The organism is Nocardia rosealba (assembly GCF_020216065.1).
In the GTDB taxonomy this organism is placed as follows: domain Bacteria; phylum Actinomycetota; class Actinomycetes; order Mycobacteriales; family Mycobacteriaceae; genus Nocardia; species Nocardia rosealba.
Window position 1 is genome coordinate 317,245 of record NZ_JAIWNA010000004.1, and the last position, 23,910, is coordinate 341,154.

Sequence of the window (23,910 nt, forward strand, 5' to 3'; positions counted from 1 at the left end):
GGCTCCCGGTCAGTTCGCCGGAATGTACTGAACCAAGGAGTCGGCCAGTCGCCCCACCTCCGGGCACGGAGACGGCGGCGCCGACGCGCTCACGCGGTTGAGCACCCGGAACATCACGGAGCCGTCGGGAACTTCCACGACGATGCTGCAGCCGCTGTCATGCGTGGACCCGGTGGTCCGGAGCTGCAGAGCGTTGTGGGAGCCGACGGTCATCGGAACGAAGTCGGTGAAGTCGGTTCTCGCCCGCGAATCTGCGATCGGGTGCTCCGACGACATCACGGAGAACGTGTACTGCTTGGCGGAATCGCTCCAACTGCACACCTTCCACCCCGAAAAATCCACCCCCGCAACATCCTTCTTCTTACTCCCCACATTCAACCCGACCCCACCGACCGCCGAATCCGGCAGCGAACACGGATCCCACACCTTCGCCTCGGCATCCACCGAGGTAGGACTGGCCGCCACACTCACCTGGCTCGGCTGCGGAGTGGCCGCCCCCTGCTCACTCCCGCACCCGGCGACGGCAAACCCCACTGCCGCCACAACCCCCACCATGCCTGTACCCCGTCGAACTGCCATGTCTGTCATCCCTCCCGCAGAACCGGTACCGTGCACGACGTTCCCGCGATCGTAGCCACTGTTGTCTCCCACTGCGACACCCCGAAGTCTCACTCGGCCGCGCACGGTGAGGTGGACGCCATGGTGAAGCGCACCTCCTGCTTGTCGGGCCCCACCCGGCTGCGCGACGACGACACCGAGAACCCACGCGCGTCCCGGTAATACCTGCTCACCGGGTCCGCATCGGGGTTCTGACTCGGCACCAGGGTGAACCCGCGAGCGGTCATCGCCTCGAGCTTGGCCATCGCCCGGTCGATGAACTCCTGCGACGGGTCGACCTGCTCCCGCTGATATCGGGGCCGCCAGGGTGGGCCGTCCATGCTGATCGAGTCCATCCTGCTGCGGCATCCGGTGCTCGTGTCGACCGTCGCCGGGTCGACGGACAGCTCCTCCGGCCAGATCAGCTCGAAGTTGTCAGCCACAACCGGCTTGCTCTCGGTCACGGTCAGCCCCGACCGCCGCATGATGTCCTCATTGGTCGGACCGTGCTCCTCGACCAGTGAGCACGCCGTGAGCGCCAGCGAAACCGCCAGCACGGCAATGATTCTCATCGGATCTCGATCCGGGCGCCGAGTTGCGGATTGTCGGTCACGCGCGGGTCGGCGTACGGGTTCTCGATATCGAGGACGGCCTGCGCGGTGGCGGCGCGACCGGCGTCGAACGCTTCCTTGCCGCCGTTGCCGTTGTCGCCGAGACCCACATCCACCCAGGGGGTTTCGATGCCGCGCTCCACGTAGGCGGTCGCGTCCGTTCCCGCGATGACGCCGACGATATTGCCGAAGGCGGTCGATCCGGGATCGTCCCAGTACTTGCCGTGGCCGTCGGTGCCGAACACGACCTCACCCGCACGCGACGAGCTGTCGCCGTAGTAGCCGGTGTCGAGCCGGATCACGCCGGGAACCTCGTCGGGGTCGCCGCCGAGGACATCGGAGGCGTGCGGGTTGCCGGGCAGGCGCAGGCCGGGGAGGCTGAGCCCGGCATCCGGGTAGGACTGGACGACGCCGATGAGGTCGCCGGGCGCGGTCATCGAATAGCGCTGCACATCGGGATTCGGGTTGTTCCACCCACCTTCGAACACACCGGTTCCCGCCGACGACGCGTGCAGGATCCGGTCGGCCCGCAGCCCGAGTTGCTCGGCGGAACCAACCACCGACCCGCCGTAGGAGTGCCCGACATACGTCACGGGCGTGCCCGGCGCGTGGCTGCTCACCTCCCGATCCACTTCCCGACCGAACTCGACCAGTTTCGGCGCCATCTCCGCGGCGAACGACGGGCTCGGCGCACCATCGGACAGGCTGGTGAGACTCTGCGGAAAGTCGCCCTCCATGTAGAGGAGGATCGGTCCGCCGGTCCGGTCGGCCAGGTTCCAGGCGGCGACGTGGTTCGAACCGGACGCATTGAGATTGGTGCTGGTGCCCGGCACGTAGACACCGACACCGGGTACCCCCGATCGGATGCTGCCGAGCATCTCGATCATCCGCCCGTTGCCCTCCGTGCTGAACATGACGAACTTGCGGTCCACCATGCCCAGCGCCGCGGCCGAGACGGTCGCCTCCGGATCCGGGATCGGCGACAGCATGGCTTCCAGCTGCCCCACCCGGGCCGCATCCGGCACCGGCTTGGCTTTCTCCCTGGTGAGCGCGTTGCGGATGTTGATCTCGTTCGCCTCGACCCGCATCGCGAACGGCACGCCGTTGAGGTTGCCGAGGGTCTCCGGCGCGGCGATCACCAGCTGACGCTGGGCTTCCGGACTCAACCCGGCCAGGAAGGCGGCCCGCTCATCGGGCGACAGCGCCGCCAACCGTGTCACCACCGCGTCGGGGTCGTGCATCGAGCCATCGGCGAGCGCAATGCTGGGCTGACCATCGCGAATGGCGGCCAGATCACCCACCGCCTCGCGCAATCGACCACCGAACAGGGTGTCGAGCCGTTCGATCTCGTCCAGTCCGCTGCGCAGGTTCAGCTGGAAAACCCCTGCGGCGCCTTCCTTTTCGGGCTCCGGATGACTCACGGCACCGTCGGCCGAAACAGTGAACCCTTGCGACACCGCGAGGTTCTTCTGTTCCAGCACATACGTTTTCGCGTGCTTCAGCCCTTGACACACATCGGCGGCGTCGTCGGCGATGCGCAGCAGCACCGCACGCACTTCGTACCCGTGATCGACTTCCTCATCGATGCGCTGCGTGGCCGCGTCTTTCGTCCGGCCGTGCCAGCTTCCCGCCGCCGACAGTGCGCGCGAACAATCGTCCACCGAGGTGGAGAGCAGGTCGGCGTTCGCGCGGGCAGCTTCGGCGGCCCGGTGCACGGCGTCGAGATTCCAGGTGTCGAGCTGGGGGATCGTCGGCCGCATCAGCGCGGCTCCAGCTTCGTGATCTCGGCGGCGGTCGCGCCGTCGGCGGCCTGGATGTCGGCCGAGAACTTGTCGAGCAGATCGGCCAGCGCCGAATACCTGGTCGCGATCGAGGTCATCGCCTGGCGCGCCGGATCGGGGACGCCCCGCAGCACGGCGAGCACGTCACTTCCCTCGCCGGTCGCCTCGTTCATCACCGCCCAGCTCAGCGCCTCCACGGCCCCGGCCTCCGCACGCCAGGTGGTCGCCATCGCCGTCAGCTGCCCGGGTTCGACCCCCAAGAATCCACTCACGAAATCCCCTCCTCCGCTACCGCGCCTCGTCGTTGTGATGGTTGGACGGGGCACGCGGAGCAAGGGTTCCATCATGTGACGTGAGTCACACGGAGGCGGACTCGCTGTTCTCGGCGGCGGCGCGCACGCAGTCGCGGCAGGTGCCGAAGATCTCCAACGTGTGGCTCACCTGGGTGAAGCCGTGTTCGCCCGCGATCGCCTCGGCCCACGCCTCCACGGTCGGGCCCTCCACCTCGACGGTGCTGCCGCACTGCCTGCACACCAGGTGGTGATGGTGTCCGCTCGAGCACTGGCGGTACACGGACTCACCGGAGTCGGTGCGCAATACGTCGACCATGCCGGCGTCGGCCAGCGATTGCAGGGTGCGATACACGGTGGTCAGGCCGATGCCTTCGCCGCGTTTGCGTAGTTCGTCGTGCAGCTCCTGCGCCGAGCGGAACTCGTCGATATCGCCGAGCAGCGCCGAGATGGCGCTGCGCTGACGGGTGCTGCGAACACCGACCTGCTTGCCGGAGTGGTTGTCTGTCAACGGTTTCACCCTTCCTCGGCATGGGCGACGGCATCGACGACGATGTGCGCCAGATGATCGTCGACGAGTTCGTAGAGCACCTCGCGACCCGAGCGTTCCCCGTGCACGACGCCCGCCGATTTGAGAATGCGCAGATGCTGGCTGACCAGCGGCTGGGTGACCCCGAGCGCGTCGACCAGCTCGTGCACGCAGCGCGGTGACTCGCGCAATTGCAGCACGATCGCGATCCGCACCGGGGCGGCCAGGGCGCGCAGCAGCTCACCCGCGTCCTCGAGCACCGTGCGCGCGGGCACCGGCGCGGGCGGCAGGGACTGATACGGGCTGTGCTGGTGCGCAGGCGCGGCATCGGTGGTCATCAACCAACTCCTTAATGGAAACCGATACCATTTTGACATGCAAAAGTGCGCATGTCGAATGTGGCGCGGCGTGGCATGGGTCGGCTGCTGATATCTCCCTGGACCCGGCCCGATACGCTGGACCAAATGCGTTCGGAAAACCGTGCAGGCTGGTTACCGAACAACCGACTCGCAGTGGATGGAGAAATCTCGCGTGGCACCCAAGTCGAAGGTGGACACCGTTGCCAACCTCGCCAAGCGCCGGGGTCTGGTCTACCCGTGCGGTGAGATCTACGGAGGCACCAAGTCGGCGTGGGACTACGGTCCGCTGGGCGTGGAGCTGAAGGAGAACATCAAGCGGCAGTGGTGGCGGACCATGGTCACCAGCCGCGAAGACGTTGTCGGCCTGGACTCCTCGGTGATCCTGCCCCGCCAGGTCTGGGAGGCCTCGGGCCACGTCGCCACGTTCTCCGACCCGCTGGTCGAGTCGCTGCACACCCACAAGCGCTACCGCGCCGACCACCTCCTGGAAGCCTACGAGGAGAAGCACGGCCGCCCGCCTGCCAACGGCCTGGCCGATATCAACGACCCCGAGACCGGCCAGCCCGGCAAGTGGACCGAGCCGAAGAACTTCTCCGGTCTGCTCAAGACCTTCCTCGGCCCGGTCGACGACGAAGAGGGCCTGCACTATCTGCGCCCCGAGACAGCGCAGGGCATCTTCGTCAACTACAAGAATGTCGAGACCACCGCGCGCAAGAAGCCGCCGTTCGGCATCGCCCAGATCGGCAAGAGCTTCCGCAACGAGATCACCCCCGGCAACTTCATCTTCCGCACGCGCGAGTTCGAGCAGATGGAGATGGAGTTCTTCGTCAAGCCCGGTGAAGACGCCGAGTGGCACAAGTACTGGATCGACACCCGCCTGGCCTGGTACACCGACCTCGGCATCGACCCGGACAACCTGCGCCTGTTCGAGCACCCGAAGGAAAAGCTGTCACACTACTCGGCCGGTACCACCGACATCGAGTACCGCTTCCGCTTCCAGGGCAGCGAGTGGGGCGAGCTCGAGGGCATCGCCAACCGCACCGATTACGACCTCAAGACGCACTCGGAGCACTCGGGCACCGACCTGAGCTTCTTCGATCAGGCCTCCGGTGAGCGCTACATCCCGTACGTCATCGAGCCCGCGGCCGGTCTGACCCGTTCGCTGATGGCGTTCCTGGTCGACGCCTACGCCGAGGACGAGGCGCCCAACGCCAAGGGCGGTGTCGACGTACGCACGGTGCTGCGTCTGGATCGTCGCCTGGCGCCGGTCAAGGCCGCGGTGCTGCCGCTCTCACGCAACGCCGACCTCACCCCGAAGGCCAAGGACCTCGCCGCCCAGCTGCGCCGCAACTGGAACATCGACTTCGACGACGCGGGTGCCATCGGCCGCCGCTACCGCCGTCAGGACGAGATCGGTACCCCGTTCTGCATCACGGTCGACTTCGACACCCTCGACGACCAGGCCGTGACGGTGCGCGAGCGCGACTCGATGGCCCAGGAACGCATCGCCCTCGACCAGGTCGAGTCCTACCTCGCCGCGCGCCTCATCGGCGCCTGACCCGCCGAAAGCCCGCGCTCGTCGCGGGCTTTCGCATGTCTGGACACGTGATCATGGTCGAGCCGCGTTGATCACACTGTGTAGCTGACGGTTTGCGTCGGCTGGGTGGGTAGTTCACGATTTCGGTGTGCTGTGGGAACCGGAAGACGTGGTGCGGGTGCTCGACCCGTCGGAACAACGATTCGTTCGGCACGGCACGTTCACCGGGCGCTCGGTGACGGTGCACGGGGAACTCGACGCCGCCGCGCTGGGGGCGGCGTTCGCGGCATTGCAGCGGGCGTTCCCGATTCTGGTGTGCCGGATCGTCGAGGACTCCGACGGACACGGAATCCTGTTGCGGCCGGGAGATTTCGAGGCCGTCGGTGCGTGGGTGAGTTTCGGTGATCCCGACGAGGTGCGGGTGCCCGCCGAGACCATGGACCCCGCCGATCAGCTCGGATACCTGGATGTCGTTCTCGCCGAGGAGGATCGGGCCAGGGTCACGTTGTTCGTGCACCACGGGGTGGCCGACGCCGGGCATTGCGTCGAGCTGTTCGCGCGGCTGTGGGGGTACTACACCGATCATGTGGAGACCGGGAAGATCACCGCGGGGGCGCGGACGCTGCCGGTGTCGCTGGAGATGATGCTGGCGCAGCGGGGGATCGGGCGCGGTCCGAGGTCGGGGCTGGAAGCGGTGACGCGGCCGCTCGTCGTGGCCGAGACCGGTGGGTCCCAGCGCGCCGAGCCCGCCGCCCTCGCCAGACCCGCTCGCGTGCAGCTGGATCCGGCCGAGACCGCGCGCGTGCTCGAGCTGGCTCGCGCGCATGCGGTGAGCGTCAACGGGTTGGTCACCGCCGCCGTGCTGCGGGCATACCGCGGGCTGTACGGCGGGGAGCGGGTCGGCTGTGTCTACCCGGTCGATCTGCGCAGGCGACTCGACCCGCCGGTGGCGGCGGAAGCGGGGACGAACGTGTCCGGGCTCGCGGCGTTCGCGACCGACGACACCGACGATGTCGTCGGCCTGGCCCGCCGCATCGGCACCAGCCTGCACAACGACCTGGCCGACGGCGTCGTCGAACAGTCGGTGCTGCATTTCCCGGACTACTACGGCCCCGACCGGATCCACTCGACCGCGGGCCACATCGCCGTCACCAACACCGGAACGGTGCCGCTGTTCCGCGCACCGGCCGGCCTCATCCTCGACGACTACGAGATCGTCTACCTCTCCGCCCACCCCCGCCCGTCCACCGGTGCGGCCGCAGCGGTCACCTTCCTCGTCTACACCTACCTCGGCAGGCTGACGATCGGCCGCCTCGGCGGCGGTGCACGCGCAGCCGAATTGCTGACAGCCGTTGTCGCAGAACTCACCTGGGCCTGCTCACGCGAAACCGCAGCGTCCGCCTGAAGTCACCCGGCGCATCGGGGACGGCCGACCGCCCACGCGGCACCGGAGCCAAGGCGGCTGGTCGACTCGACCACGCGGCCGACCGGAAGTCGTGCCGCGCGCCCGCCCATGGAGGGTCCATCCGCAGCGGCGGGCCGATTCCACTACCTCGCGGCCAGTGGTTCCTGCAACTCGGTGACCCATCCGTTCGGATCCGGTGTCCATTCGAGCGTCACCTCACGCACCGGGGCGGCCGTGCGGTACCCGTTGTCCTCCACCCAGCGACCCAGTTCCTGCCACGCCTCACCGATCCCGCTGACATTCCCGTGGTAAACCGTCGTCGCCACCCGGTCGTGGGCGGGCAGGTCGACGATCGAAATGTCGGGTACCGCGCCGGGTTCGGCATTCACCGGCACACAGGCGTGCACCCGAACGGTGCCGTCGTCGGCGGGCTCGTAGTACGCGATGGCCGGACCGGCGATCGCGATGCCCGCCTGTGCGAGCCGATCGCTGAGCCCCTCGAACAACGGCTGGATCACCGGGCTGACGTGGGCGGGTTCGAAACCCGCCGCCACCCCGCTCGACCTGGCCACCCGCACCGCGGGCACGGACTTGATCACAACATCCTGCTCGGGCATGACGCCCTCCTTCTCGATGATGCGGAGTCTCGCCTCGACCTCGGTCAGCCGCGCGCGGTCGGCCGCCAACCGCTGTTCCAGTTCCGCCCGGCGCAACGTGAGCATGCCGCGCAGCTCCCGGGGTTGTGGCCCCGGCTCGAGCATCCGGCCCACCTGCTCGAGACTGAACCCGAGCCCCTTGAGCGCGACGATCCGGTTGAGCCTGGCCAGCTGCGCGGCCGAATAGAACCGGTAGCCGGTGGCCGGATCGACCCGGGCTGGTCGCAACAATCCGACCGCGTCGTAGTGGCGCAGCATGCGCACCGACACCTGACCGTGTCTGGCGAAATCTCCGATACTGAACATGACGCCCTCCGGTGTACGGCCTCACACAGTGTGAGAGTCAACGATCAGAATCTGCCGCCTCGGCTCACGCGGCGCGACCCCGACGATCCACCGAACGATCCGGGCCGGTACCCGCCCCCGCGTGAGCCGTACCCGCCCCCACGCGAGCCACTGATCGCCCCGCGCAGCAGACCGTCGAGCAGGATCCCGCCGAGCACCGCACCGGTCTGTCCGCTTCCGGACATGGGTTGTCTTGTCTCCCAGGCCCGTACGCTCGCCTCCGCCTGTTGCAGGGCCCGCCCGCCCAATTCGGCGGCGGCCTGTGCGCTCTGCAAAGCCAGTTCGGGATCGGTGCCTGCCTGCTGCCGCGCCTGTCCGAGATGACGTTGTGCCTCCGCCAGCCGGGTGCGTGCCTCGGCGTCGACACCGCCGCGCCGCGTGGTGATGAACGACGAGGCGGCATCGATACGGCTGGTCGCGTCGAGCAGTGTGCGGTCGAGCCGGCGGCGCAGGTCCTCGACGGCGAGCTTGCGGTCCGAGGCGGCGGCGATGGCCCGGTCGAGGTCGGCGTCGGCGGTGACCACCTCGTGGAAGGCGCCGAGCGGATCGGCGTCGTCCACCGTGTTCAGAGTGGTGGTCGCGGTGGCCATCGCGCCGCTGAGCTGGGTGCCACCGAATTCGGTCAGGGTGGACGCGGCGGCGAGATCGGCGCGCAGTTCGTCCAGAGCGGCGGGCAATCCGTCGCGGGCCTGCTGGATGTCGGCCGCAGCGTGCTCGACGGTGTCGAGCAGCGTGCGGGCCTGGCCGAGAGCGGCCTCGGCCGCGCGGATCGCCGCCACCGCACCACCCTGCTGCCCGGCCGGTTTCGTGAGTACGTCGCGGGCGGCGTCGATATTGGTCTGGGCGAAGGCGATTCGCTCGCGGGCCATGCGCACGTTGTCGCGCACGGAGGTCAGCATCGTCGGGGGATAGGTCGCGTCGAGCCGGGTCAGTTCGGTGTCGGCGGCGGGCAGGCGCGCGGTGAGCTCGACGACGGTGCGGGTGAGAGCGTCGAGGCGGGCGGGCGCGTCGATGAGCAGATCGCGCATAGCGTCGAAGTCGGCCACCTGGGCGTCTAGTTCACGGTCGGCCGTCCCGGTGGTCGACAGCAGGTCCAGCAGCAGGGCGCGCTGCTGATCGGGCGTTTCGGGAACGGCGTCGTCGAGTTGCTGACGGAGGGCGAACGCCTTCGCGGTCGCCGCGCGGGCCGCGTCGAGGGCGTTCCGGAACGGTGTCACCGCCGTCTCGCCGAATTCGCCGGTCGCCAGCGCCAATTCCTCCTCGCTCGTCCGCACCGCGTCGTCGATCTCGACCAGGCGCTCCTTCGACAACGCGTGCAGCGTCGGCAGCGAAAGACGCGACAGCGCAGCCGAATCGGTGGGGTCCATGCCGCGTGCTGTCGCGAGTTCCGCCCGGTCCTTGGTCTGGCGACGCCTGCGCATGACGAGAACGAGCAGGCCGGCCGCCACCACCACGGCCAGAGCTATCAACACCAGCACACCCCACGACGTGCCACCACCGCGCGCCGCCGCCCCGAGTCCCTCGGCGGTGTCGATCCCCGCCTGCGCCCATTTCTGTTCGCGCAGATCGGGTTCCACCGTGTCGGCCAGCAGCGACTCCACCTCGGCGTCGGTGATGCTGGCGGGTGGGACGCCGTCGAACCAGTAGCCGCGATCGTCGACGGCCACCGCGAGCAGCAGATCGCGGTCGCCGAAATCGGAGAGCTCGGCCGTGCGCGCTGCCCAATCGCGGGCGGACATGGACCCGAAGTCGTGGACGTAGACGAGCCAGAGTTTCACCTGGTGATCGCGGTAGAGGGTGTCGATGGCGCCGAGCACCTGTTGTTCGTCTGCCGGGCCGAGCGCCTCGGCGGAGTCGACCAGTTGCGGACCCATCCGTGTCGGTGGCTCCGCACCGGCCGCCGGGGCACACAGCAGAAGCAGCAACGCGCCGAGCAGATTCGCGACGAAGCGCTTCCCCGTGTCCGCGCCCCAGAGTTGCCCCGCCGCTGATCGATCGGACGTGCGGGCTCGCTCGACGCACCTCACCGATCGGATATGCGGACTCTTCCTCGGCAGCGGCATGAGTCGAATCTAACGGCCCGGGCCGAGTGAGACGGGTACGACAGGGCGGCGCGTGCCTCATTACCATCGGGGCATGGTCACTGTCGATGCTCGCTACACCGGTCAGGTCGCCCCCGGCGGCGACGCCCACCAGCGCGAAGTACCCGGCGCCCGCATCGTGAAAATGGCCGTCGGCGCCATGAACAACAACACCTACCTCGTGCGATGCGCCGCCACCGGATCAACCCTGCTGATCGACGCCGCCAACGAGGCGAGCCGCATCCTCGAACTGGTGAACCAGGAGGCGGAGGGGCAGGTCGAACTCATCGTCACCACCCACCAGCACCCCGACCACTGGTGGGCGCTGGCGGATGTGGCAGGCGCCCTCGCCGTCCCGTCGGCCGCGCACCCCCTCGACGCCGAACCACTGCCCGTCACCCCCGACCGCCTCCTCGCCGACGGCGCGACCATCGACCTGGGCGAACTCACCCTCACCGCCATCCACCTGCGCGGCCACACCCCTGGCTCGATCGCGCTGGCCCTGACCGACGGCGCGGGCCGCACTCACCTGTTCACCGGTGACTCCCTGTTCCCCGGCGGCGTGGGCAAAACGCACAACGCCGAGGATTTCGACTCCCTGCTCACCGATGTGACCACCAAACTGTTCGACCGCTACCCGGACGACACCGTCGTCTACCCCGGTCACGGCGACGACACCACCCTCGGCGCGGAGCGACCCCAGCTGCCCGAGTGGCGGGCCCGGGGCTGGTAGTCCGAGGCCGACCAGGCACGGCGCGTCGTTCACCGGACCGGAATTCAGTAGTGACCGCTGAGCCGACGGCCGGTCGGTGCCACCTGGCAGACTGAGCAAGGTGAAATCGGGTTCTTCGCGCACGACCGTGCCCGCTCCGGATGCCCGGCACCGGCGCGGCCTGCTCTCGACGGTCTCGATCTGGATCACCAGGCTGGTCGCCGGCGCGATCGTGATGGGCTTGGTCCTGGTCGGTGGGACGGCGTTCCGGGTGTGGCAGGTCGCGCGGATCGACGACCACACCCCGGCCGACGCGATCGTGGTGCTCGGCGCCGCCCAGTACTCGGGGACGCCGTCGTCGGTCTTCGAGGCCAGGCTGTACCAGGCGTGGCGGCTCTACGAGACGGGTGTGGCGCCCCTGGTGATCACCGTCGGTGGCAAGCAGGAGGGCGACCTCTACACCGAAGCCGCCTCGGGCAAGCAATATCTCGAGGACAAGGGTGTGCCGAGCGCCGACATCCTCGCCGTCGAAACCGGTTCCGACACGTTGCGCAGCATCGAAGCCGTCGCCGCCGCCATGCACGAGAACGGCTTGTCATCGGCCGTACTCGTGAGCGACCCGTGGCATTCACTGCGAACCAGGACGATGGCGCGAGACGCCGGTCTGCACGCCTGGACCGCACCCACCCGCACCGGGCCGGCCGTCTACACGAGGGAGTCGCAATTCCACGGCATCGCCCGCGAGACCGGTGCGCTGCTGTGGTACCAGCTCACTCATTTCTCGGCAGATTTCCCTTACGAGGCGGGACAGTGAGATGACCGATACCTACACCCCGCACGACCGCGAACGCATGGTCACCGAACCGGGCAAAACCGCCTGGCCGGGTGCGGCGGGCAAGGGCCACCGCAGCGAATTCTCCCGGGACAGGGCGCGTGTGCTGCACTCGGCCGCGCTGCGTCGCCTGGCCGACAAAACCCAGGTCATGGGCCCGCGCGAAGGCGACACCCCGCGCACCCGGCTCACCCATTCGCTCGAGGTCGCCCAGATCGGACGCAGCATCGCCGACGGCATCGGCGCCGACCCCGACCTCGCCGACCTGGCCGGCCTCGCCCACGACATCGGCCACCCGCCCTACGGCCACAACGGCGAACGCGCCCTCGACGAATTCGCCGACGCCTACGGCGGTTTCGAAGGCAACGCCCAGAATCTGCGCATCCTCACCCGCCTCGAGCCCAAGGTCCTCGACGCCGACGGCGAGAGCGCCGGACTCAACCTCACCCGCGCCGCCCTCGACGCCACCCTCAAATACCCGTGGGGCAGAAGCGGTTCCGGCACCAAGTTCGGCGCCTACGTCGACGACCTGGAGCGCTTGGCGTGGGTGCGCAAGGACGCTCCCGAGCGCAAGCAGAGCCTGGAATGCCAGATCATGGACTGGTCCGACGACGTGGCGTACTCCGTGCACGATGTGGAAGACGGCGTGATCGTCGGCCGCATCGATCTGCGTGCCCTCGCCGACCCCGCCGAACAGGCGGCCCTGGCCGAACAGGGCCACGGCGAACACCCCGACCAGTCGATCGACGCCCTGGCCGCCGCCGCGCAACGGCTGTCCGAACTCGACGTGGTCGCCGAGGCGGCGGGCTACGACGGCACCTTCGCCGCGTCGGTCGCCCTGAAACGGCTCACCAGTGAACTGGTCGGGCGCTTCGCGACCGCCGCCATCGTCGCCACCCAGGAGCACGCCGGGCCGGGCCCGCTGACGCGCTACGAGGCCGATCTGATCGTGCCGCCGGTGGTCGCGGCCGAGGTGGCCGTGCTCAAGACGGTCGCGCTGCGGTACGTGCGTTCCGATCGTGGGCACCTGGCCAGGCAGCAGACCCAGCGCGAACGTGTCCAGGCCGTCGCGGACCGCCTGCTCACCACCGCTCCGGCCCACCTCGACGACCAGATGCTGCCCTGGTGGAACGCCGCCACCGACGACACCGCCCGGGTGCGTGTGGTGATCGACCAGATCGCCTCCTACACCGAAAGCCGCTTCGAGCGGGTCGCGACCGCGCTGGACTGCCGCTGACCTGGACCCACTAGACTTGCCGCGTGGCCGGACGAATCCCAGATCGCGATATCGCGGCGATCCGTGAACGTGTCCGGATCGAAGACGTTGTCGGAGAGTACGTGGCGCTCAAACGCGCCGGTGCCGACTCGATCAAAGGCCTGTGCCCGTTCCACGACGAGAAGTCCCCGTCGTTCCATGTGCGGCCCAATCACGGCCTGTTCCACTGCTTCGGCTGTGGCGAGGGCGGTGACGTCTACAAGTTCCTGCAGCAGATCGAGCACATCGGATTCGTCGAGGCCGTCGAGCAGATGGCCGACCGCATCGGCTACCAGATCAACTACGAGGGCGGCGGCACCTCGGTGCAGCGCGACCGCGGCACCCGCTCCCGGCTGGTCGCCGCCAACGCCGCCGCGCAGGAGTTCTACGCCGAGCGGCTGTACGAACCCGAGGCCGAGGCCGCCCGCAAGTACCTGACCGACCGAAACTTCGACCAGGCCGTCTGGCAGCAGTTCGGCTGCGGTTACGCGCCCGCGGGCTGGGACACCCTCACCAAACACCTGCAGCGCCTGGGTTTCGAGTTCAAGGAACTGGAAGCGGCCGGGCTGTCCAAGCAGGGCAAACGCGGCCCGATCGACCGTTTCCATCGCAGGCTGCTGTGGCCCATCCGCAACCTCGGTGGTGAGGTGATCGGGTTCGGCGCCCGCAAGATCTTCGACGACGACACCATGCCCGGCAAGTACGTGAATACGCCGGAAACGTTGCTGTACAAGAAGTCTCAGGTGCTGTTCGGCCTCGATCACGCCAAGCGCGAGATCGCCAAGGGGCATCAGGCCGTGGTCGTCGAGGGATACACCGACGTGATGGCCATGCACCTGGCGGGCGTGAAGACGGCTGTCGCCTCCTGCGGAACGGCCTTCGGCGAAGAACACCTGCAGGTGTTGCGCAGGCTGCTCATGGACGACAACTTCTGGCGCGGCGAGATCATCTACACCTTCGACGGCGACGCGGCGGGCCAGGCGGCCGCGCTGAAGGCCTTCAGCGGCGACCAGCGGCTGGCCGGGCAGACCTATATCGCGGTGGCGCCCGACGGGCAGGATCCGTGCGAGCTGCGTCAGCGCTCGGGCGACTCCGCCGTGCGCGACCTCGTCGCCCGCCGAACCCCGCTCTACGAGTTCGTGATTCGCGGCGTGCTCGCCGAATACAACCTCGACACGGTCGAAGGACAGGTCGAGGCGCGTCGGCGCGCGGTTCCGGTGGTCGCCCAGATCAAGGACAACGCGACCCGCAAGGGTTATGCGACGAAGCTGGCCGGCTGGCTCGGCGTGGACGACATCCAGTCCCTGGTGCGCCAGGTCGGTGACGAAGCCCGCAAGCACTTCCGCGGCGGCGCGGCGCCCGCCGACGACAAGGGTGGCCGCCGCGGCGCCGTCGCACCACGGCCCGTCGCGCCCGCCCGCGGCAACGGCGACTCGGCCCGCCCCGACCCCCGCGAACCGACGTTGCTCGCTCAGCGCCAAAGCCTGTGCGCGGCTCTGCAATACCCGGGGATCGCGGGCCCGGCCTTCGACGACGTCGAGGCCGACGCGTTCATCCACCCCGCCTACGTGATGGTCCGATTGATGATCGCGAAAGCCGGCGGCACCGCGTCGGGTCTCACCGGCGCCGAGTGGGTCGCCGCAGTAGCCGATCAGAGCGAGGACCTGCTCATCCGGGCCCTCGTCTCGGAGCTGGCCAACGAACAACTGCCCGTCCGCACCCAGGAGGACGTCCCGCGGCTCATCTCCGGGGTGCTCGCCCGCGTGCAGGAGATCTGGGTGGGCCGCCAGATCGCCGAGCTGAAGTCGCGCCTGCAGCGCATGTCGGCGTCCGATCAGCCCGACGGTTACATGGAGCTGTTCGGCGACCTGGTGGCCCTCGAGGCGTACCGCAAGGACCTCGGGCAGCGAGCGATGGGAAACGACCCCAACGTCACCGGCGTCTAACGCCCCCGGCGCAGCTGGTTGTGCGGCACCATCACCGTGGTCCGCTCGTCGAGCGGCTCCATCGGCTCCAGCTTCGGCTGAGTGCTCAGCTTGTCCGACAGCTTCTGCCTGCCCACCGACACCAGCTTCTTCGTCACGGGGCTACCCGTCACCGCCCGTGTCGCCGCACTGATCTGCTCATAGCGCGCCCGCCCGGCCTTCGTGCCGAGCACATACCCGGCCGCTACGCCGATGATCAACCGCAGCATCTCCTGGAGCTCCTCCCACGTCTGTGTGCGCGCCCCATCCTGCCCGACACACCCCACCCCTGTCGATCCGCCCCACCCCCCAACCGCCCCACATGTCCGCAGGTAGCAGCCCGATTTGGGAACCCACGACCCCATACGCTAAAGTTTCATCTCGTTCAGCCAGCCAAGCTGACCCGAGCCCTACAGCTCAGGATATTCCCCTATAGCTCAATTGGCAGAGCAGCCGACTGTTAATCGGCAGGTTTCTGGTTCGAGTCCAGATGGGGGAGCAGTGAAGCCCTCTACCGCAGCGGTAGGGGGCTTTTTTGTTGCAGTACGATGCGTATCGTGCCGAAAACCTGTACGGTACAGGTATCCCGTACAAGGATTGGGAATCTCATGACAGATACCGTCTCTGCGAGCGAAGCACGGAACAAGCTGTTCCCGCTCATCGAAGAGGTCAACAACGACCGCACCGCCATTCACATCACCAGCAAAAAGGGCAACGCCGTCCTGCTGAGTGAAGAGGAATTCAACTCGATGCAGGAAACTCTGTACCTGCTGCGTTCGCCTGCCAACGCGGCGAGGTTGGCGCAGGGCATCGCACAGGCGGAGTCCGGTGATGTGGTCGAGTTCCAGCCTGAAGGAGACCGATGAGAGTCGTCTTCGTCAAGGTTGCTTGGGAAGACTACACACATTGGGTCAGCACTGACCGCAAGATCGCCATCCGGATCAACCGCCTGATCGATGACATCGCACGCGACCCGTTCGAGGGCCTCGGCAAGCCGGAGCCGCTTCGCGGTGACAAGTCGGGTTACTGGTCTCGCCGCATCGATAGCGAGCATCGGCTGGTCTACTCGGTCTCGGGAGATACCGTCACGGTCGTTCAGGCCAGGTACCACTACTGATCAGTCCTGTGCTGTCCGAAGGACTTCGACGCTCAGCGGCGACGATCGAGCGTACAGAGCCTCAGCCGGACGGGTGCCTGCCCGAGTCGAGAACTTCGGGGTGTTGCAGGGCGCGTCTGATGTCCTCCGCGGAATCGTCGGTTTCTGGGATTTGAAAGTGGCCGACGAGGAGTATGCGGGTTCCGATGGCTCGGAGGTGGAGGGGAATGGTTCGGGTGGGGATGTCGCGGGTGATGACGGACTCGCCGGTGACGCCCTCCAGCACCACCTTGGTGAACCCACCGTTCAGGTGCATGGTTACCCGGGCGGGTTGGCGAAAAGGCCGTCCGTCCTTCATGAGTCGGCCTTCCGCGCTTGAGTTCTATCGCTGCCCGTGAGTTCGGTCATTGCTTGGTGAAGGCGATGTGCATCCAGGAGTGCCAGGTGGTGCCGTCTTCGGAGCGTTCCCACCGGGCGGTCATCGAGGTGCCGTCGGGGGCGACGGTGAGGGTGGAGCGGACGGCGGTGGTTTCGGTGTTTGTGGGGGCGGCGGGGGTGGCTATTTGGGGGCCGCCGGTGAAGTGGAAGGTGTGGATGTCGATGATTTCCACGCGCATCAGTTCGGTGCTGCCGGTGTTGTCGTAGGAGCGGGCGAGGAAGGCGGGGCCGTCGGGGTCGGGTTCGCCGATTATCTCGATACCGCGGACCGGTTGGTCGCCGACGGTGACGTCGATGTGGTGGATCAGGAAGTGTCCGCCGGGGAAGACGTCGTAGGTGTCGAAACCGAGGACAGGAATGGGTGGGTCGGCCAGGACGTGGCCTTTGGTGGCCCACCGGCCCGCGAGGCGGTGCAACCGGGAGGCGTCACGTGGATCGTCCGGCGTGGACATGCTCCATGCCTACCACGGGCCTCGCGACCCGCCAATGCCTCGCGAACAACCCGGTAAGAAATCGGCGGCGCGCGACACCAAGAGATCATGACTGTTCAACTCACACAGGCCGCGTTGTCCGCGGTCGACACCGTGCCGGGGGAGGTGCGGGAATGGCGCAGCCGGTGGTTGGTGGCGTCGGGGTTTCCGCCGTGGTTGGCTGAGACGGTGACGTCCGATCCCGAGGTCGATGTGCATGCGTTGTCGCAGCTCGTCGACCAGGGCTGTGCGCCGGAGCTGGCGGTGCGGATCCTGGCGCCGTTGCCGGGGAAACCGCGATGAGCACGCTGCCGCCGACCACGTCGGGGGTCGCGCGGCCGGACGCCGATCGGGAATGGCTCACCGACCTGGTCGACGACGGGCCCGCGGGCCGGCACGCGGTGCGGCGGTTGCGGGAGGTGTTGTTGCGCGCCGCCCGGCATCAGATTTGGCGATTGCGTGACCTGCTGCCCGGAGCAGGCGCCACCGAACTGGAAGACCTCGCCCAGCAGTGCGCGGACGACGCAGTTGTAGCTGTCCTGCAACGACTTTCGACCTTCGAAGGACGCAGCAGGTTCACCACCTGGGCGTACAAATTCGGGGTCAATATCGCCGGTGTGGCCGTGCGCAGGCAGGCATGGCGGCACCGCGAGATCCTGCTGCCCGACGCCCTCGCCTGGCACATCGATCCCGCACCCACCCCGGACGCCCTCGCCGGCGCCGCCGACCTCGCCCGCGCGCTCGAAGCGGCCATTTCCCGCGAACTCACGCCGCACCAACGCCGCATTCTGCTGTCGCTGGTGGTGGAGCAGGTGCCGATCGACGTGCTGGCCGAGCGGCTGGGCAGTACCCGCAACGCCCTCTACAAGACACTCCACGATGCCCGCCGGAAGCTGCGCGCCGCTCTGATCGCGAGCGGGCATCTCGACAACCGTCCCGATCGGAGCACCCCATGACCGATCCGACTCCCACGGTGATCGACGCCCTGCTGACCGACACCAGCCCCTACCTGTCGTGCGACGAGTGCTTCGACCGCATCGACGTCTATGTCGAGCGCCGTCTCGCCGATCCCGGCTACGACGACCCGGCCATGCGCATCCATCTGGCCGGTTGCGGCGCGTGCGCCGAGGAGGAACAGACCCTGCGCGAACTGCTCGCCCAGGATCTGAACAGGTCCTGATCGGTAAGACACGGCGCGCTCGCCGCAACAAACACTACGAACCACTTCCGCGCGGCCCGACGCTCGGCCGTGCCCACTTCGAGGAGAACACCATGACCGCCACCGATCGCGCTGTGTCCGTCAAAAATCCGGGCTACCAAGCTTTCTGGGCTCTACGGCTGGGATTCGGGGTCCTCCCGATTCTGTTCGGCATCGACAAATTCACCACCCTCCTCACCGCCGATTGGACCCGCTATCTCGCCGACGCGTTCGACACCCTCGCCCCTGGTGATGCGAACACCGCCATGCAGATCGTCGGCGTGATCGAAATCGTCGCGGGCATCGCGGTCCTGGTGCTGCCTCGGCTCGGTGCCCCGCTCGTCGCGGTCTGGCTGGGCACGATCATCGTCGACCTGCTGATGGTGGGCGGCTACGGCGATATCGCCCTGCGCGACTTCGGCCTCATGGCGGCGGCCCTGGTGCTCACCCGGCTGGCCTGGGCCTACCCGAACGGGCTGCCCGCCCGATCCTGAGCCCCCGCGACCTGGGGTTTCTGTCGAAAGTTGGGATCGGTAGGCGGCGAGGGACACCGTCTACTGAACCCATGACATCTTCTCAGCTCCCCCCGAACCAGTCCCCGTCCACCGGCTTGGACAAGAAGACCAGCGCGATCCTGTCGTACGCGCTGGGCTGGCTGACCGGAATCATCTTCCTCTTCGTGGGAAAGAACGATCCGGACGTGAAATTCCATGCCGCACAGTCCATTGTCTTCTTCGGCGCCGTCTCGGTACTCAACATCGTCCTGAGCATCGCCGGCTCGCTCCTCGGGGCCTTGGGGATCATCTTCAGCCTCGCCGGGCTCGCGCTCGGGGTCTTCGCGCTCGTCGTCTGGATCATGGCCATGGTCGGTGCGAACAACAAGGGCGGTGTCCGTGCCGAACTTCCCATCGTCGGAAAGTTCACGGCACCCTACGCCGATCAGCTGGCCGGCTCGATCAAGTAGCCGCGTATCCGAAGTAACCACGACACCGAGAAGCCGACGGCCCGAGTCCATCTCGGGCCGTCGGCATCGGTGCCGTCCGGCAGGAGCTCGGGGAGCCCGGTCCTGCATGCCCCCGATTCTCGCCCGTCTCGGCTCCGAAGCCGACTGCGAATTATGTGACTGGCTGTTTCTGGCATCGGTAGGCGTCATCAGCCTTGTGGGTAGCGACCGTATACGTTGCACAAGGCCGTCGTCGCTAACGACCCTGGTGTCGAAAATATGGCTAGAACAGGTTGCAATCGGAGAAGTTACGGCCGAATAGCCCGCTGAGTTCTGGGATCGAGCGCTGCCGACCATCCTCGGCAAAACGCCTGCATAGCCGCGATCGTCGCTGTTAAGTTAATACTCATTCCGCGCGTGCTCGGGCTACCAGAATCGGTCGTTCCCTGCGGTCGCGGTGTGCTTGTACTCGACGAGGAGTGACGCAATGGATGGACTCAACAGGCGTGATGCGCTGAAAGCTGGTGGCGTCCTGGGGGCGCTGGGGGCGTTGGGGTTGGCGACGACGGCGCGGGCGGAGCCGTGGAGTTGGTCGCCGGAGGAATCAGTCGCCGGGTCGGGGTCGGGGGCCGACCCGTTGACGGTGTGGGATCCCGAGGCCGACCCGGTGGTGGCACGGCTGATCGACAGCGGCCAGGTGCCGCGGGTCAACGAACTGCTGCGCACCTGGACGCGCAACGGTCAGCCGCTGCCCGACGGATTGCCCTCGGAACTAAGGGATTTCATGGAATACGCGCGGCGGATGCCGCAGTGGACCGACTACGGGAAACTGAACACCGCGATCGAATTCAACAAGAAGCGCGGACTGTATCTCGGGGTGCTGTACGGGTTCGCCAGCGGGATGATGAGCACCGTCATCCCGAAGGAGGCACGGTCGGTCTACTACTCCAAGGGTGGCCACGACCTCGAAGACCGTATCTCCAAGACCGCGAAACTCGGCTACGACATCGGTAGTGCCAACGCCTACGCACCCGATGGCGAAATGGTCGTCACCTGTGTGAAGACCCGCCTTGTGCACGCGGCGGTGCGCCACCTGCTGCCACAGTCGCCGCACTGGGTGCACGTGGCCGAGGAGGACGTGCCGATCAGCCAGAACGACATCATGGTCACCTGGCACAGCTTGCCGACCACGGTCATGAAGCATCTGAACAACTGGAAAGTGCCCATCCCGCAGTACGAATCGGAAGCGTTCCTGCATTCCTGGCAGGTGGCCGCGCACATGCTCGGCGTGCGCGACGAGTACATCCCGAAATCCTGGCCCGCCGCCAATTCCCAAGCGGCACAAGTGCTCGACCCGATCATCGCCGCCACCCCGGAGGGCGCGAAACTCGCCGACCGGCTGCTGAGCCTCGGCGCCAATATCGACCTGGCTGTGTTGACCAAGCCCGTGCTCGGCTCGTTCACCCGCTTCCTGCTCGGCGACAAGATCGCCGACGGTCTCGGCATCCCGCGCGAACCGGTCTGGGATCCGTTGCTGCGCTTCAGTTGGGGCCCGTTCATCGCCGTGCGCGAGGGCGTGCTCGGTGCCGTCCCGCCGGTGGCCGACGCCTACTGGCTGCTCGACGAGTTCCTGCGCAAGGCGGCGCTGACCTATCTGGCCGAATTGCGCCTGCCGATCAGCATCGAGATCCCCACCATGAACCGCGACATGAGCGTTCCCCCACGCTGATTCACCCGCACCGACCGAGGAGCATTATGCGTACCACCCTCCGCCTCACCGCCGCCGCGATCGTCGCGACCGGCGTACTCACCGCGACGGCCACCGCCGCAGCGCAACCGGCGCCGATCGCCACCGAATCCGAAACCGGTTCGTCCGCAGCCGACGCCGGGTCGGCGGCAGCACAGTCGGCCGGCTACCTCGCCCAGAACGGCGACCTGATAGGCCTCATCGTTCTGCTCGGCATCACACCCTTCCAGATGCTGACCAGCGGAATCTGCGACCTCGCCACCATGTCGTCGCTCTACAGCCCTTGCTCGCCGGGGCGCGCCCACTACACGGTGGCGAACTCGGAACCCCTGCCACACAGCTGAATCGGCTTTGCCGCCGCCGGAGGGCTCACCTCGAACCGGCGGCGGCCAGTCGACTCCGTCTCCTGACCAGGGCACTGTCATTCGTTCTGAGGGGCCTGGACCAACTTCCTTTCACGTCGAGCCACCGCAGCATTGCTGTGGTGGCTGACCCTTTGCAGAGCTCCGCCGCGAGCATCACCGGGCGGGGTTCAGCGGCTGCGGGGACTGACCAGGCCCGATTCGTAGGCGAAGACGACGAGTTGGGCTCGGTCCCGGGCGTGGAGTTTGGTCATGGCCCGGTTGAGGTGGGTCTTGGCGGTGTGGGGACTGATGAACATCTGGTTGGCGATGTCGTCGTTGGACATTCCTCGTGCCGCCAAGGCGACGGCCTCGCGTTCACGGGTGGTGAGTTCTTCCAGACCGGAACCGACTGGGGGAGTGGGTGGTTCGGTGACATAGCGGGCGATGAGGCGGCGCGTGATGGACGGGGCGAGTAGGGCGTCGCCGCGGGCGGCGACCCGGATGGCGTGCAGGAAATCTTCGGGCTCGATGTCTTTGACGAGGAAACCGGCGGCGCCTGCGCGGAGAGCTTCGAACACGTAGTCGTCGAGGCCGTAGTTGGTGAGGATGACCACGTGCACGTGGGCAAGGGCGGGGTCGGCGGCGATTCTGCGGGTCGCCTCGATGCCGTCGACGTGTGGCATCTGGATGTCGACGAGCGCGATATCGGGCAGGTGCGTACGGGCCAGGTCGACACCTTCGCCACCGTCACCGGCCTCGGCGACCACCTCGATATCGTCCTCGATATCGAGCAGGGCGCGGAACCCACTGCGGATCAGGGGCTGGTCGTCGACCAATAGAACGCGAATCACGATCGCTCCAAAGGTAATTCGGCGTGCACGGCGAAACCGCCGGTCGGCCGTGGCCCGGTGTGCAGGCGTCCACCGAGTGCGGTGACCCGCTCACGCATGCCGAGTAGCCCGACCCCGCCCGTGCCGACGGGAGCGGCGCGGCCGTTGTCCTCGACGTCGATGACGAGACCGTCTGCTCGATAGTCGACGCGGACCGTCGCGGTCGTCGCGCCGGCGTGGCGGGTGGTATTGGTGAGTGCTTCCTGCACGATGCGGTACACGGTTCGGTCGACGGCCACCGGCACGTCCGTGCGGTCTCCCTCGACGGTCAACGAGGTGGCCACACCGGCTGCGCGGGCACGTTCCAGCAGGTCGTCGAGGTGGGCGAGGCCGGGACGTGGTGCCTCGTCGTCGCGCAGGGCGGTCAAGGTCGCCCGCAGGTCGCGGGCAGCTTCCCGGCCTGCGTCCCGGATGGCGAGGAGGGCGGCGGGCACGTCCTCGCCGCGCTTGCGTGCCACGTGTACAGCGGCTTCGGACTGCACCTTGATCACCGAGATCTGGTGGGTGAGCGAGTCGTGCAGCTCGCGGGCGATGTGCAGGCGTTCCTCGTCGGCTCGGCGGCGCGCGGTCTCCTCGCGGGTGCGTTCGGCTTCGTCGGCTCGGCGCTCGGCCTGCCGCAAGGCTTCACCGGCCGCGCCCGCCGCGATCAACCAGGCGAGTTCGAGTGCGTCGCGACCGCGAGCGAGGGCCGCGGCGGTGTCGTGCAGGGTGATCATGGCGGCCAGCGGCAATGCGACGATCAGGGCGACCGCCGCGATCACCGTCACGACATGGTGCCCGGCGCGGACCGCGAAATACACCGCGAACAGGAACGCCACAACGGGCACGTCGAAGCCGAGCGCCTGATAACCCACCGCGCACAACCCGGTCACCACCAGCACGGCCACCGGTGCACGCCGACGCCCGGCCAAGGCCAGACCGCTCGCGACGAGCAGCGCGTAGCCGAGCCACTCGGGGCTGCCGTGCGCTCGGCTCACCCCGGTGACCAGCAGTGCCACCGCCACACCGACGGCGACCACCCAGTCGACCACCCGTGCCCTACTCATCCGTGCACCCTAGCCCGGACCCACGATCGACCGCGTCGTCCGGCTGGGTGACTCGTCGACTACCACGAACGCGGTACTCCGAGCGAAGAACGGCTCCGCCCCGCTCCGTCGGTACCGCATCCGCAGCATCACGAATTGTCCACTGCGGCATGATGACCGGACCCTGCGCTTCAGCCATTCTTGAACTGATCGCCGACGACCTCCGGCACGAAGCCGGTGGCGACGACGGCACATCGGCGCGGTGAACGATATCGCTCGCCCGTCGGCGCACTCCAAAAACCGATCGCCACCACCCGCGGCGGTGGGACGCTCCTCGACATCCGGGGAGGTCGATGGTGGCACATCGGCTCGTGGGCTGCGCCGCTCGTGCGAGGCGTACTCCGAAGCAGGTCGATCGTCGCCACGCGGTGATTCCGCCTCCGGTTCGCAGTCGGCGATCGGCCGGTGCCGCGTCCACATCGATTTCGGCGCGTGCAACGACCGCCCGGTCGTGCATCTCACTGACACGTCCACACGAAGGAGAACATCATGCCCACCTCGATTCGCACCCTGGCCGCGCTCGCTGTCATCGCTCCGCTTGCCGTCGGCACGGCCGCCCCCGCTTCGGCGGCGACTGCGCTCGCCGCGTCCTACGGCATGACTTCCGGTCGTCTCGTCGCGTCATCGGCCGCGGTCATCGGCCTGCTCGGTGTGCTCGCGGGTGGCTGGGCGCTGGCCCGACCCGCCGCGGCCCGAGCGGTGTTAGGGCTGGGGGCGGGGCAGGTAGGCCACGGCGGGGGCGCCG

28 protein-coding genes, 1 tRNA gene and 1 pseudogene are annotated in these 23,910 nt (G+C 67.7%); 17 read left to right on the top strand and 13 right to left on the bottom strand.

Translation table 11 applies throughout. The features are described 5' to 3' along the window. Positions 1-9: 9 nt before the first annotated feature. The 6 genes from LDL21_RS18300 to LDL21_RS18325 all read right to left on the bottom strand — a co-directional run bounded on the left by LDL21_RS18300 (position 10) and on the right by LDL21_RS18325 (position 4,146). A complete protein-coding gene (locus LDL21_RS18300; protein ID WP_308017146.1) occupies positions 10-588 on the bottom strand; it encodes a DUF3558 domain-containing protein in 579 nt (192 codons plus the stop codon). Between the two features lie 80 nt (positions 589-668). Beyond that, positions 669-1,169: a hypothetical protein gene (locus LDL21_RS18305; protein WP_225281075.1), complete on the bottom strand. Its 501-nt coding sequence runs from the start codon at positions 1,167-1,169 to the stop codon at positions 669-671. Further along, positions 1,166-2,968, bottom strand: a complete 1,803-nt coding sequence (locus LDL21_RS18310; RefSeq protein WP_225281076.1) for an alpha/beta hydrolase — start codon at positions 2,966-2,968, stop codon at positions 1,166-1,168. The genes LDL21_RS18305 and LDL21_RS18310 overlap by 4 nt, the downstream gene beginning before the upstream one ends. Beyond that, entirely contained in the window at positions 2,968-3,261 is a 294-nt protein-coding gene (locus LDL21_RS18315) for a hypothetical protein (protein ID WP_225281077.1), read from the bottom strand. The genes LDL21_RS18310 and LDL21_RS18315 overlap by 1 nt, the downstream gene beginning before the upstream one ends. Before the next feature lie 85 nt (positions 3,262-3,346). Further along, entirely contained in the window at positions 3,347-3,790 is a 444-nt protein-coding gene (locus tag LDL21_RS18320) for a Fur family transcriptional regulator (RefSeq protein ID WP_225281078.1), read from the bottom strand. 5 nt (positions 3,791-3,795) lie between these two features. Continuing rightward, the gene (locus LDL21_RS18325; protein WP_067486782.1) at positions 3,796-4,146 is read right to left on the bottom strand and encodes an ArsR/SmtB family transcription factor; all 351 of its coding nucleotides are present in this window, start codon (positions 4,144-4,146) and stop codon (positions 3,796-3,798) included. 178 nt (positions 4,147-4,324) lie between these two features. Between LDL21_RS18325 and LDL21_RS18330 the strand changes: the two genes are divergently transcribed. Further along, positions 4,325-5,725 carry a glycine--tRNA ligase gene (locus LDL21_RS18330; protein WP_210740697.1) on the top strand — a complete coding sequence of 467 codons (1,401 nt, stop codon included), beginning with the start codon at positions 4,325-4,327 and terminating at the stop codon, positions 5,723-5,725. 127 nt (positions 5,726-5,852) lie between these two features. Then, positions 5,853-7,109 carry a phthiocerol/phthiodiolone dimycocerosyl transferase family protein gene (locus LDL21_RS18335; RefSeq protein ID WP_225281079.1) on the top strand — a complete coding sequence of 419 codons (1,257 nt, stop codon included), beginning with the start codon at positions 5,853-5,855 and terminating at the stop codon, positions 7,107-7,109. 143 nt (positions 7,110-7,252) lie between these two features. Here the strand turns inward: LDL21_RS18335 and LDL21_RS18340 are convergent, their stop codons facing one another. Next, positions 7,253-8,071 carry a MerR family transcriptional regulator gene (locus LDL21_RS18340; protein WP_225281080.1) on the bottom strand — a complete coding sequence of 273 codons (819 nt, stop codon included), beginning with the start codon at positions 8,069-8,071 and terminating at the stop codon, positions 7,253-7,255. Between the two features lie 44 nt (positions 8,072-8,115). Then, positions 8,116-9,984 carry a TPM domain-containing protein gene (locus LDL21_RS18345; protein WP_225281081.1) on the bottom strand — a complete coding sequence of 623 codons (1,869 nt, stop codon included), beginning with the start codon at positions 9,982-9,984 and terminating at the stop codon, positions 8,116-8,118. A 262-nt stretch (positions 9,985-10,246) separates the two neighbouring features. On the opposite strand from LDL21_RS18345, the gene LDL21_RS18350 reads away from it, so the two are divergent. The 4 genes from LDL21_RS18350 to dnaG all read left to right on the top strand — a co-directional run bounded on the left by LDL21_RS18350 (position 10,247) and on the right by dnaG (position 14,936). Beyond that, a complete protein-coding gene (locus LDL21_RS18350) occupies positions 10,247-10,924 on the top strand; it encodes an MBL fold metallo-hydrolase (RefSeq protein WP_225281082.1) in 678 nt (225 codons plus the stop codon). A gap of 214 nt (positions 10,925-11,138) precedes the next feature. Next, positions 11,139-11,717: a YdcF family protein gene (locus LDL21_RS18355; protein ID WP_181701335.1), complete on the top strand. Its 579-nt coding sequence runs from the start codon at positions 11,139-11,141 to the stop codon at positions 11,715-11,717. A gap of 1 nt (position 11,718) precedes the next feature. Beyond that, a complete protein-coding gene (locus LDL21_RS18360) occupies positions 11,719-12,972 on the top strand; it encodes a deoxyguanosinetriphosphate triphosphohydrolase (protein WP_225281083.1) in 1,254 nt (417 codons plus the stop codon). Between the two features lie 23 nt (positions 12,973-12,995). Beyond that, entirely contained in the window at positions 12,996-14,936 is a 1,941-nt protein-coding gene (gene dnaG, locus LDL21_RS18365; protein ID WP_225281084.1) for a DNA primase, read from the top strand. On the opposite strand, the gene LDL21_RS18370 is transcribed toward dnaG, so the two are convergent. Continuing rightward, positions 14,933-15,184, bottom strand: coding sequence for a hypothetical protein (locus LDL21_RS18370; protein WP_067486858.1), 252 nt, complete (start codon positions 15,182-15,184; stop codon positions 14,933-14,935). The two genes, dnaG and LDL21_RS18370, sit on opposite strands and share 4 nt — an antisense overlap. Positions 15,185-15,380: 196 nt before the next feature. Here LDL21_RS18370 and LDL21_RS18375 point away from each other — a divergent pair. The 3 genes from LDL21_RS18375 to LDL21_RS18385 all read left to right on the top strand — a co-directional run bounded on the left by LDL21_RS18375 (position 15,381) and on the right by LDL21_RS18385 (position 16,071). Then, a tRNA-Asn gene (locus LDL21_RS18375) sits at positions 15,381-15,453 on the top strand. Positions 15,454-15,562: 109 nt separating this feature from the next. After that, positions 15,563-15,820, top strand: a complete 258-nt coding sequence (locus LDL21_RS18380; protein ID WP_067486861.1) for a type II toxin-antitoxin system Phd/YefM family antitoxin — start codon at positions 15,563-15,565, stop codon at positions 15,818-15,820. Continuing rightward, positions 15,817-16,071: a Txe/YoeB family addiction module toxin gene (locus tag LDL21_RS18385; RefSeq protein WP_067486864.1), complete on the top strand. Its 255-nt coding sequence runs from the start codon at positions 15,817-15,819 to the stop codon at positions 16,069-16,071. The genes LDL21_RS18380 and LDL21_RS18385 overlap by 4 nt, the downstream gene beginning before the upstream one ends. 61 nt (positions 16,072-16,132) lie before the next feature. Here the strand turns inward: LDL21_RS18385 and LDL21_RS18390 are convergent, their stop codons facing one another. Further along, positions 16,133-16,408, bottom strand: coding sequence for a hypothetical protein (locus LDL21_RS18390; protein WP_225281085.1), 276 nt, complete (start codon positions 16,406-16,408; stop codon positions 16,133-16,135). 46 nt (positions 16,409-16,454) lie between these two features. Then, on the bottom strand, positions 16,455-16,940 hold the full coding sequence (locus LDL21_RS18395) for a hypothetical protein (protein WP_225281198.1): 486 nt from the start codon (positions 16,938-16,940) through the stop codon (positions 16,455-16,457). 87 nt (positions 16,941-17,027) lie between these two features. Between LDL21_RS18395 and LDL21_RS18400 the strand changes: the two genes are divergently transcribed. The 7 genes from LDL21_RS18400 (at position 17,028) to LDL21_RS18430 (ending at position 21,190) form a co-directional block, all read left to right on the top strand. Beyond that, on the top strand, positions 17,028-17,261 hold the full coding sequence (locus LDL21_RS18400; protein WP_225281086.1) for a hypothetical protein: 234 nt from the start codon (positions 17,028-17,030) through the stop codon (positions 17,259-17,261). Further along, positions 17,258-17,914 carry an RNA polymerase sigma factor gene (locus LDL21_RS18405; RefSeq protein WP_225281087.1) on the top strand — a complete coding sequence of 219 codons (657 nt, stop codon included), beginning with the start codon at positions 17,258-17,260 and terminating at the stop codon, positions 17,912-17,914. The genes LDL21_RS18400 and LDL21_RS18405 overlap by 4 nt, the downstream gene beginning before the upstream one ends. After that, the gene (locus LDL21_RS18410; RefSeq protein ID WP_181698038.1) at positions 17,911-18,138 is read left to right on the top strand and encodes a hypothetical protein; all 228 of its coding nucleotides are present in this window, start codon (positions 17,911-17,913) and stop codon (positions 18,136-18,138) included. Before LDL21_RS18405 ends, LDL21_RS18410 begins: the two co-directional genes overlap by 4 nt. Positions 18,139-18,230: 92 nt before the next feature. Further along, positions 18,231-18,650 carry a hypothetical protein gene (locus LDL21_RS18415; RefSeq protein ID WP_225281088.1) on the top strand — a complete coding sequence of 140 codons (420 nt, stop codon included), beginning with the start codon at positions 18,231-18,233 and terminating at the stop codon, positions 18,648-18,650. A gap of 71 nt (positions 18,651-18,721) precedes the next feature. Beyond that, positions 18,722-19,120, top strand: coding sequence for a DUF4870 domain-containing protein (locus LDL21_RS18420; RefSeq protein ID WP_225281089.1), 399 nt, complete (start codon positions 18,722-18,724; stop codon positions 19,118-19,120). A 466-nt stretch (positions 19,121-19,586) separates the two neighbouring features. Next, a complete protein-coding gene (locus tag LDL21_RS18425; RefSeq protein WP_225281090.1) occupies positions 19,587-20,828 on the top strand; it encodes an oxygenase MpaB family protein in 1,242 nt (413 codons plus the stop codon). 26 nt (positions 20,829-20,854) lie between these two features. After that, positions 20,855-21,190, top strand: a complete 336-nt coding sequence (locus LDL21_RS18430) for a hypothetical protein (protein WP_181698034.1) — start codon at positions 20,855-20,857, stop codon at positions 21,188-21,190. Positions 21,191-21,378: 188 nt separating this feature from the next. On the opposite strand, the gene LDL21_RS18435 is transcribed toward LDL21_RS18430, so the two are convergent. Further along, complete coding sequence (locus LDL21_RS18435; RefSeq protein ID WP_225281091.1) at positions 21,379-22,041, bottom strand: response regulator; 663 nt, start codon at positions 22,039-22,041, stop codon at positions 21,379-21,381. Next, positions 22,038-23,126 carry a sensor histidine kinase gene (locus tag LDL21_RS18440; protein ID WP_225281092.1) on the bottom strand — a complete coding sequence of 363 codons (1,089 nt, stop codon included), beginning with the start codon at positions 23,124-23,126 and terminating at the stop codon, positions 22,038-22,040. The genes LDL21_RS18435 and LDL21_RS18440 overlap by 4 nt, the downstream gene beginning before the upstream one ends. Before the next feature lie 528 nt (positions 23,127-23,654). Here LDL21_RS18440 and LDL21_RS18445 point away from each other — a divergent pair. Further along, positions 23,655-23,910, top strand: a pseudogene (locus LDL21_RS18445) (DUF6223 family protein); the annotation flags it as partial.

Bases quoted from the DNA above. Each gene is read 5' to 3' on its own strand.
- LDL21_RS18340 (WP_225281080.1), bottom strand. From the start codon at position 8,071: ATGTTCAGTATCGGAGATTTCGCCAGACACGGTCAGGTGTCGGTGCGC.
- LDL21_RS18440 (WP_225281092.1), bottom strand. From the start codon at position 23,126: ATGAGTAGGGCACGGGTGGTCGACTGGGTGGTCGCCGTCGGTGTGGCG.
- LDL21_RS18395 (WP_225281198.1), bottom strand. From the start codon at position 16,940: ATGTCCACGCCGGACGATCCACGTGACGCCTCCCGGTTGCACCGCCTC.
- LDL21_RS18325 (WP_067486782.1), bottom strand. From the start codon at position 4,146: ATGACCACCGATGCCGCGCCTGCGCACCAGCACAGCCCGTATCAGTCC.
- LDL21_RS18410 (WP_181698038.1), top strand. From the start codon at position 17,911: ATGACCGATCCGACTCCCACGGTGATCGACGCCCTGCTGACCGACACC.
- LDL21_RS18360 (WP_225281083.1), top strand. From the start codon at position 11,719: ATGACCGATACCTACACCCCGCACGACCGCGAACGCATGGTCACCGAA.
- LDL21_RS18420 (WP_225281089.1), top strand. From the start codon at position 18,722: ATGACATCTTCTCAGCTCCCCCCGAACCAGTCCCCGTCCACCGGCTTG.
- LDL21_RS18430 (WP_181698034.1), top strand. From the start codon at position 20,855: ATGCGTACCACCCTCCGCCTCACCGCCGCCGCGATCGTCGCGACCGGC.
- LDL21_RS18385 (WP_067486864.1), top strand. From the start codon at position 15,817: ATGAGAGTCGTCTTCGTCAAGGTTGCTTGGGAAGACTACACACATTGG.
- LDL21_RS18310 (WP_225281076.1), bottom strand. From the start codon at position 2,968: ATGCGGCCGACGATCCCCCAGCTCGACACCTGGAATCTCGACGCCGTG.
- LDL21_RS18380 (WP_067486861.1), top strand. From the start codon at position 15,563: ATGACAGATACCGTCTCTGCGAGCGAAGCACGGAACAAGCTGTTCCCG.
- LDL21_RS18390 (WP_225281085.1), bottom strand. From the start codon at position 16,408: ATGAAGGACGGACGGCCTTTTCGCCAACCCGCCCGGGTAACCATGCAC.
- LDL21_RS18355 (WP_181701335.1), top strand. From the start codon at position 11,139: ATGGGCTTGGTCCTGGTCGGTGGGACGGCGTTCCGGGTGTGGCAGGTC.
- LDL21_RS18370 (WP_067486858.1), bottom strand. From the start codon at position 15,184: ATGCTGCGGTTGATCATCGGCGTAGCGGCCGGGTATGTGCTCGGCACG.
- LDL21_RS18350 (WP_225281082.1), top strand. From the start codon at position 10,247: ATGGTCACTGTCGATGCTCGCTACACCGGTCAGGTCGCCCCCGGCGGC.
- LDL21_RS18425 (WP_225281090.1), top strand. From the start codon at position 19,587: ATGGATGGACTCAACAGGCGTGATGCGCTGAAAGCTGGTGGCGTCCTG.
- LDL21_RS18405 (WP_225281087.1), top strand. From the start codon at position 17,258: ATGAGCACGCTGCCGCCGACCACGTCGGGGGTCGCGCGGCCGGACGCC.
- LDL21_RS18415 (WP_225281088.1), top strand. From the start codon at position 18,231: ATGACCGCCACCGATCGCGCTGTGTCCGTCAAAAATCCGGGCTACCAA.
- LDL21_RS18330 (WP_210740697.1), top strand. From the start codon at position 4,325: ATGGAGAAATCTCGCGTGGCACCCAAGTCGAAGGTGGACACCGTTGCC.
- LDL21_RS18300 (WP_308017146.1), bottom strand. From the start codon at position 588: ATGACAGACATGGCAGTTCGACGGGGTACAGGCATGGTGGGGGTTGTG.
- LDL21_RS18305 (WP_225281075.1), bottom strand. From the start codon at position 1,169: ATGAGAATCATTGCCGTGCTGGCGGTTTCGCTGGCGCTCACGGCGTGC.
- LDL21_RS18400 (WP_225281086.1), top strand. From the start codon at position 17,028: ATGACTGTTCAACTCACACAGGCCGCGTTGTCCGCGGTCGACACCGTG.
- LDL21_RS18345 (WP_225281081.1), bottom strand. From the start codon at position 9,984: ATGGGTCCGCAACTGGTCGACTCCGCCGAGGCGCTCGGCCCGGCAGAC.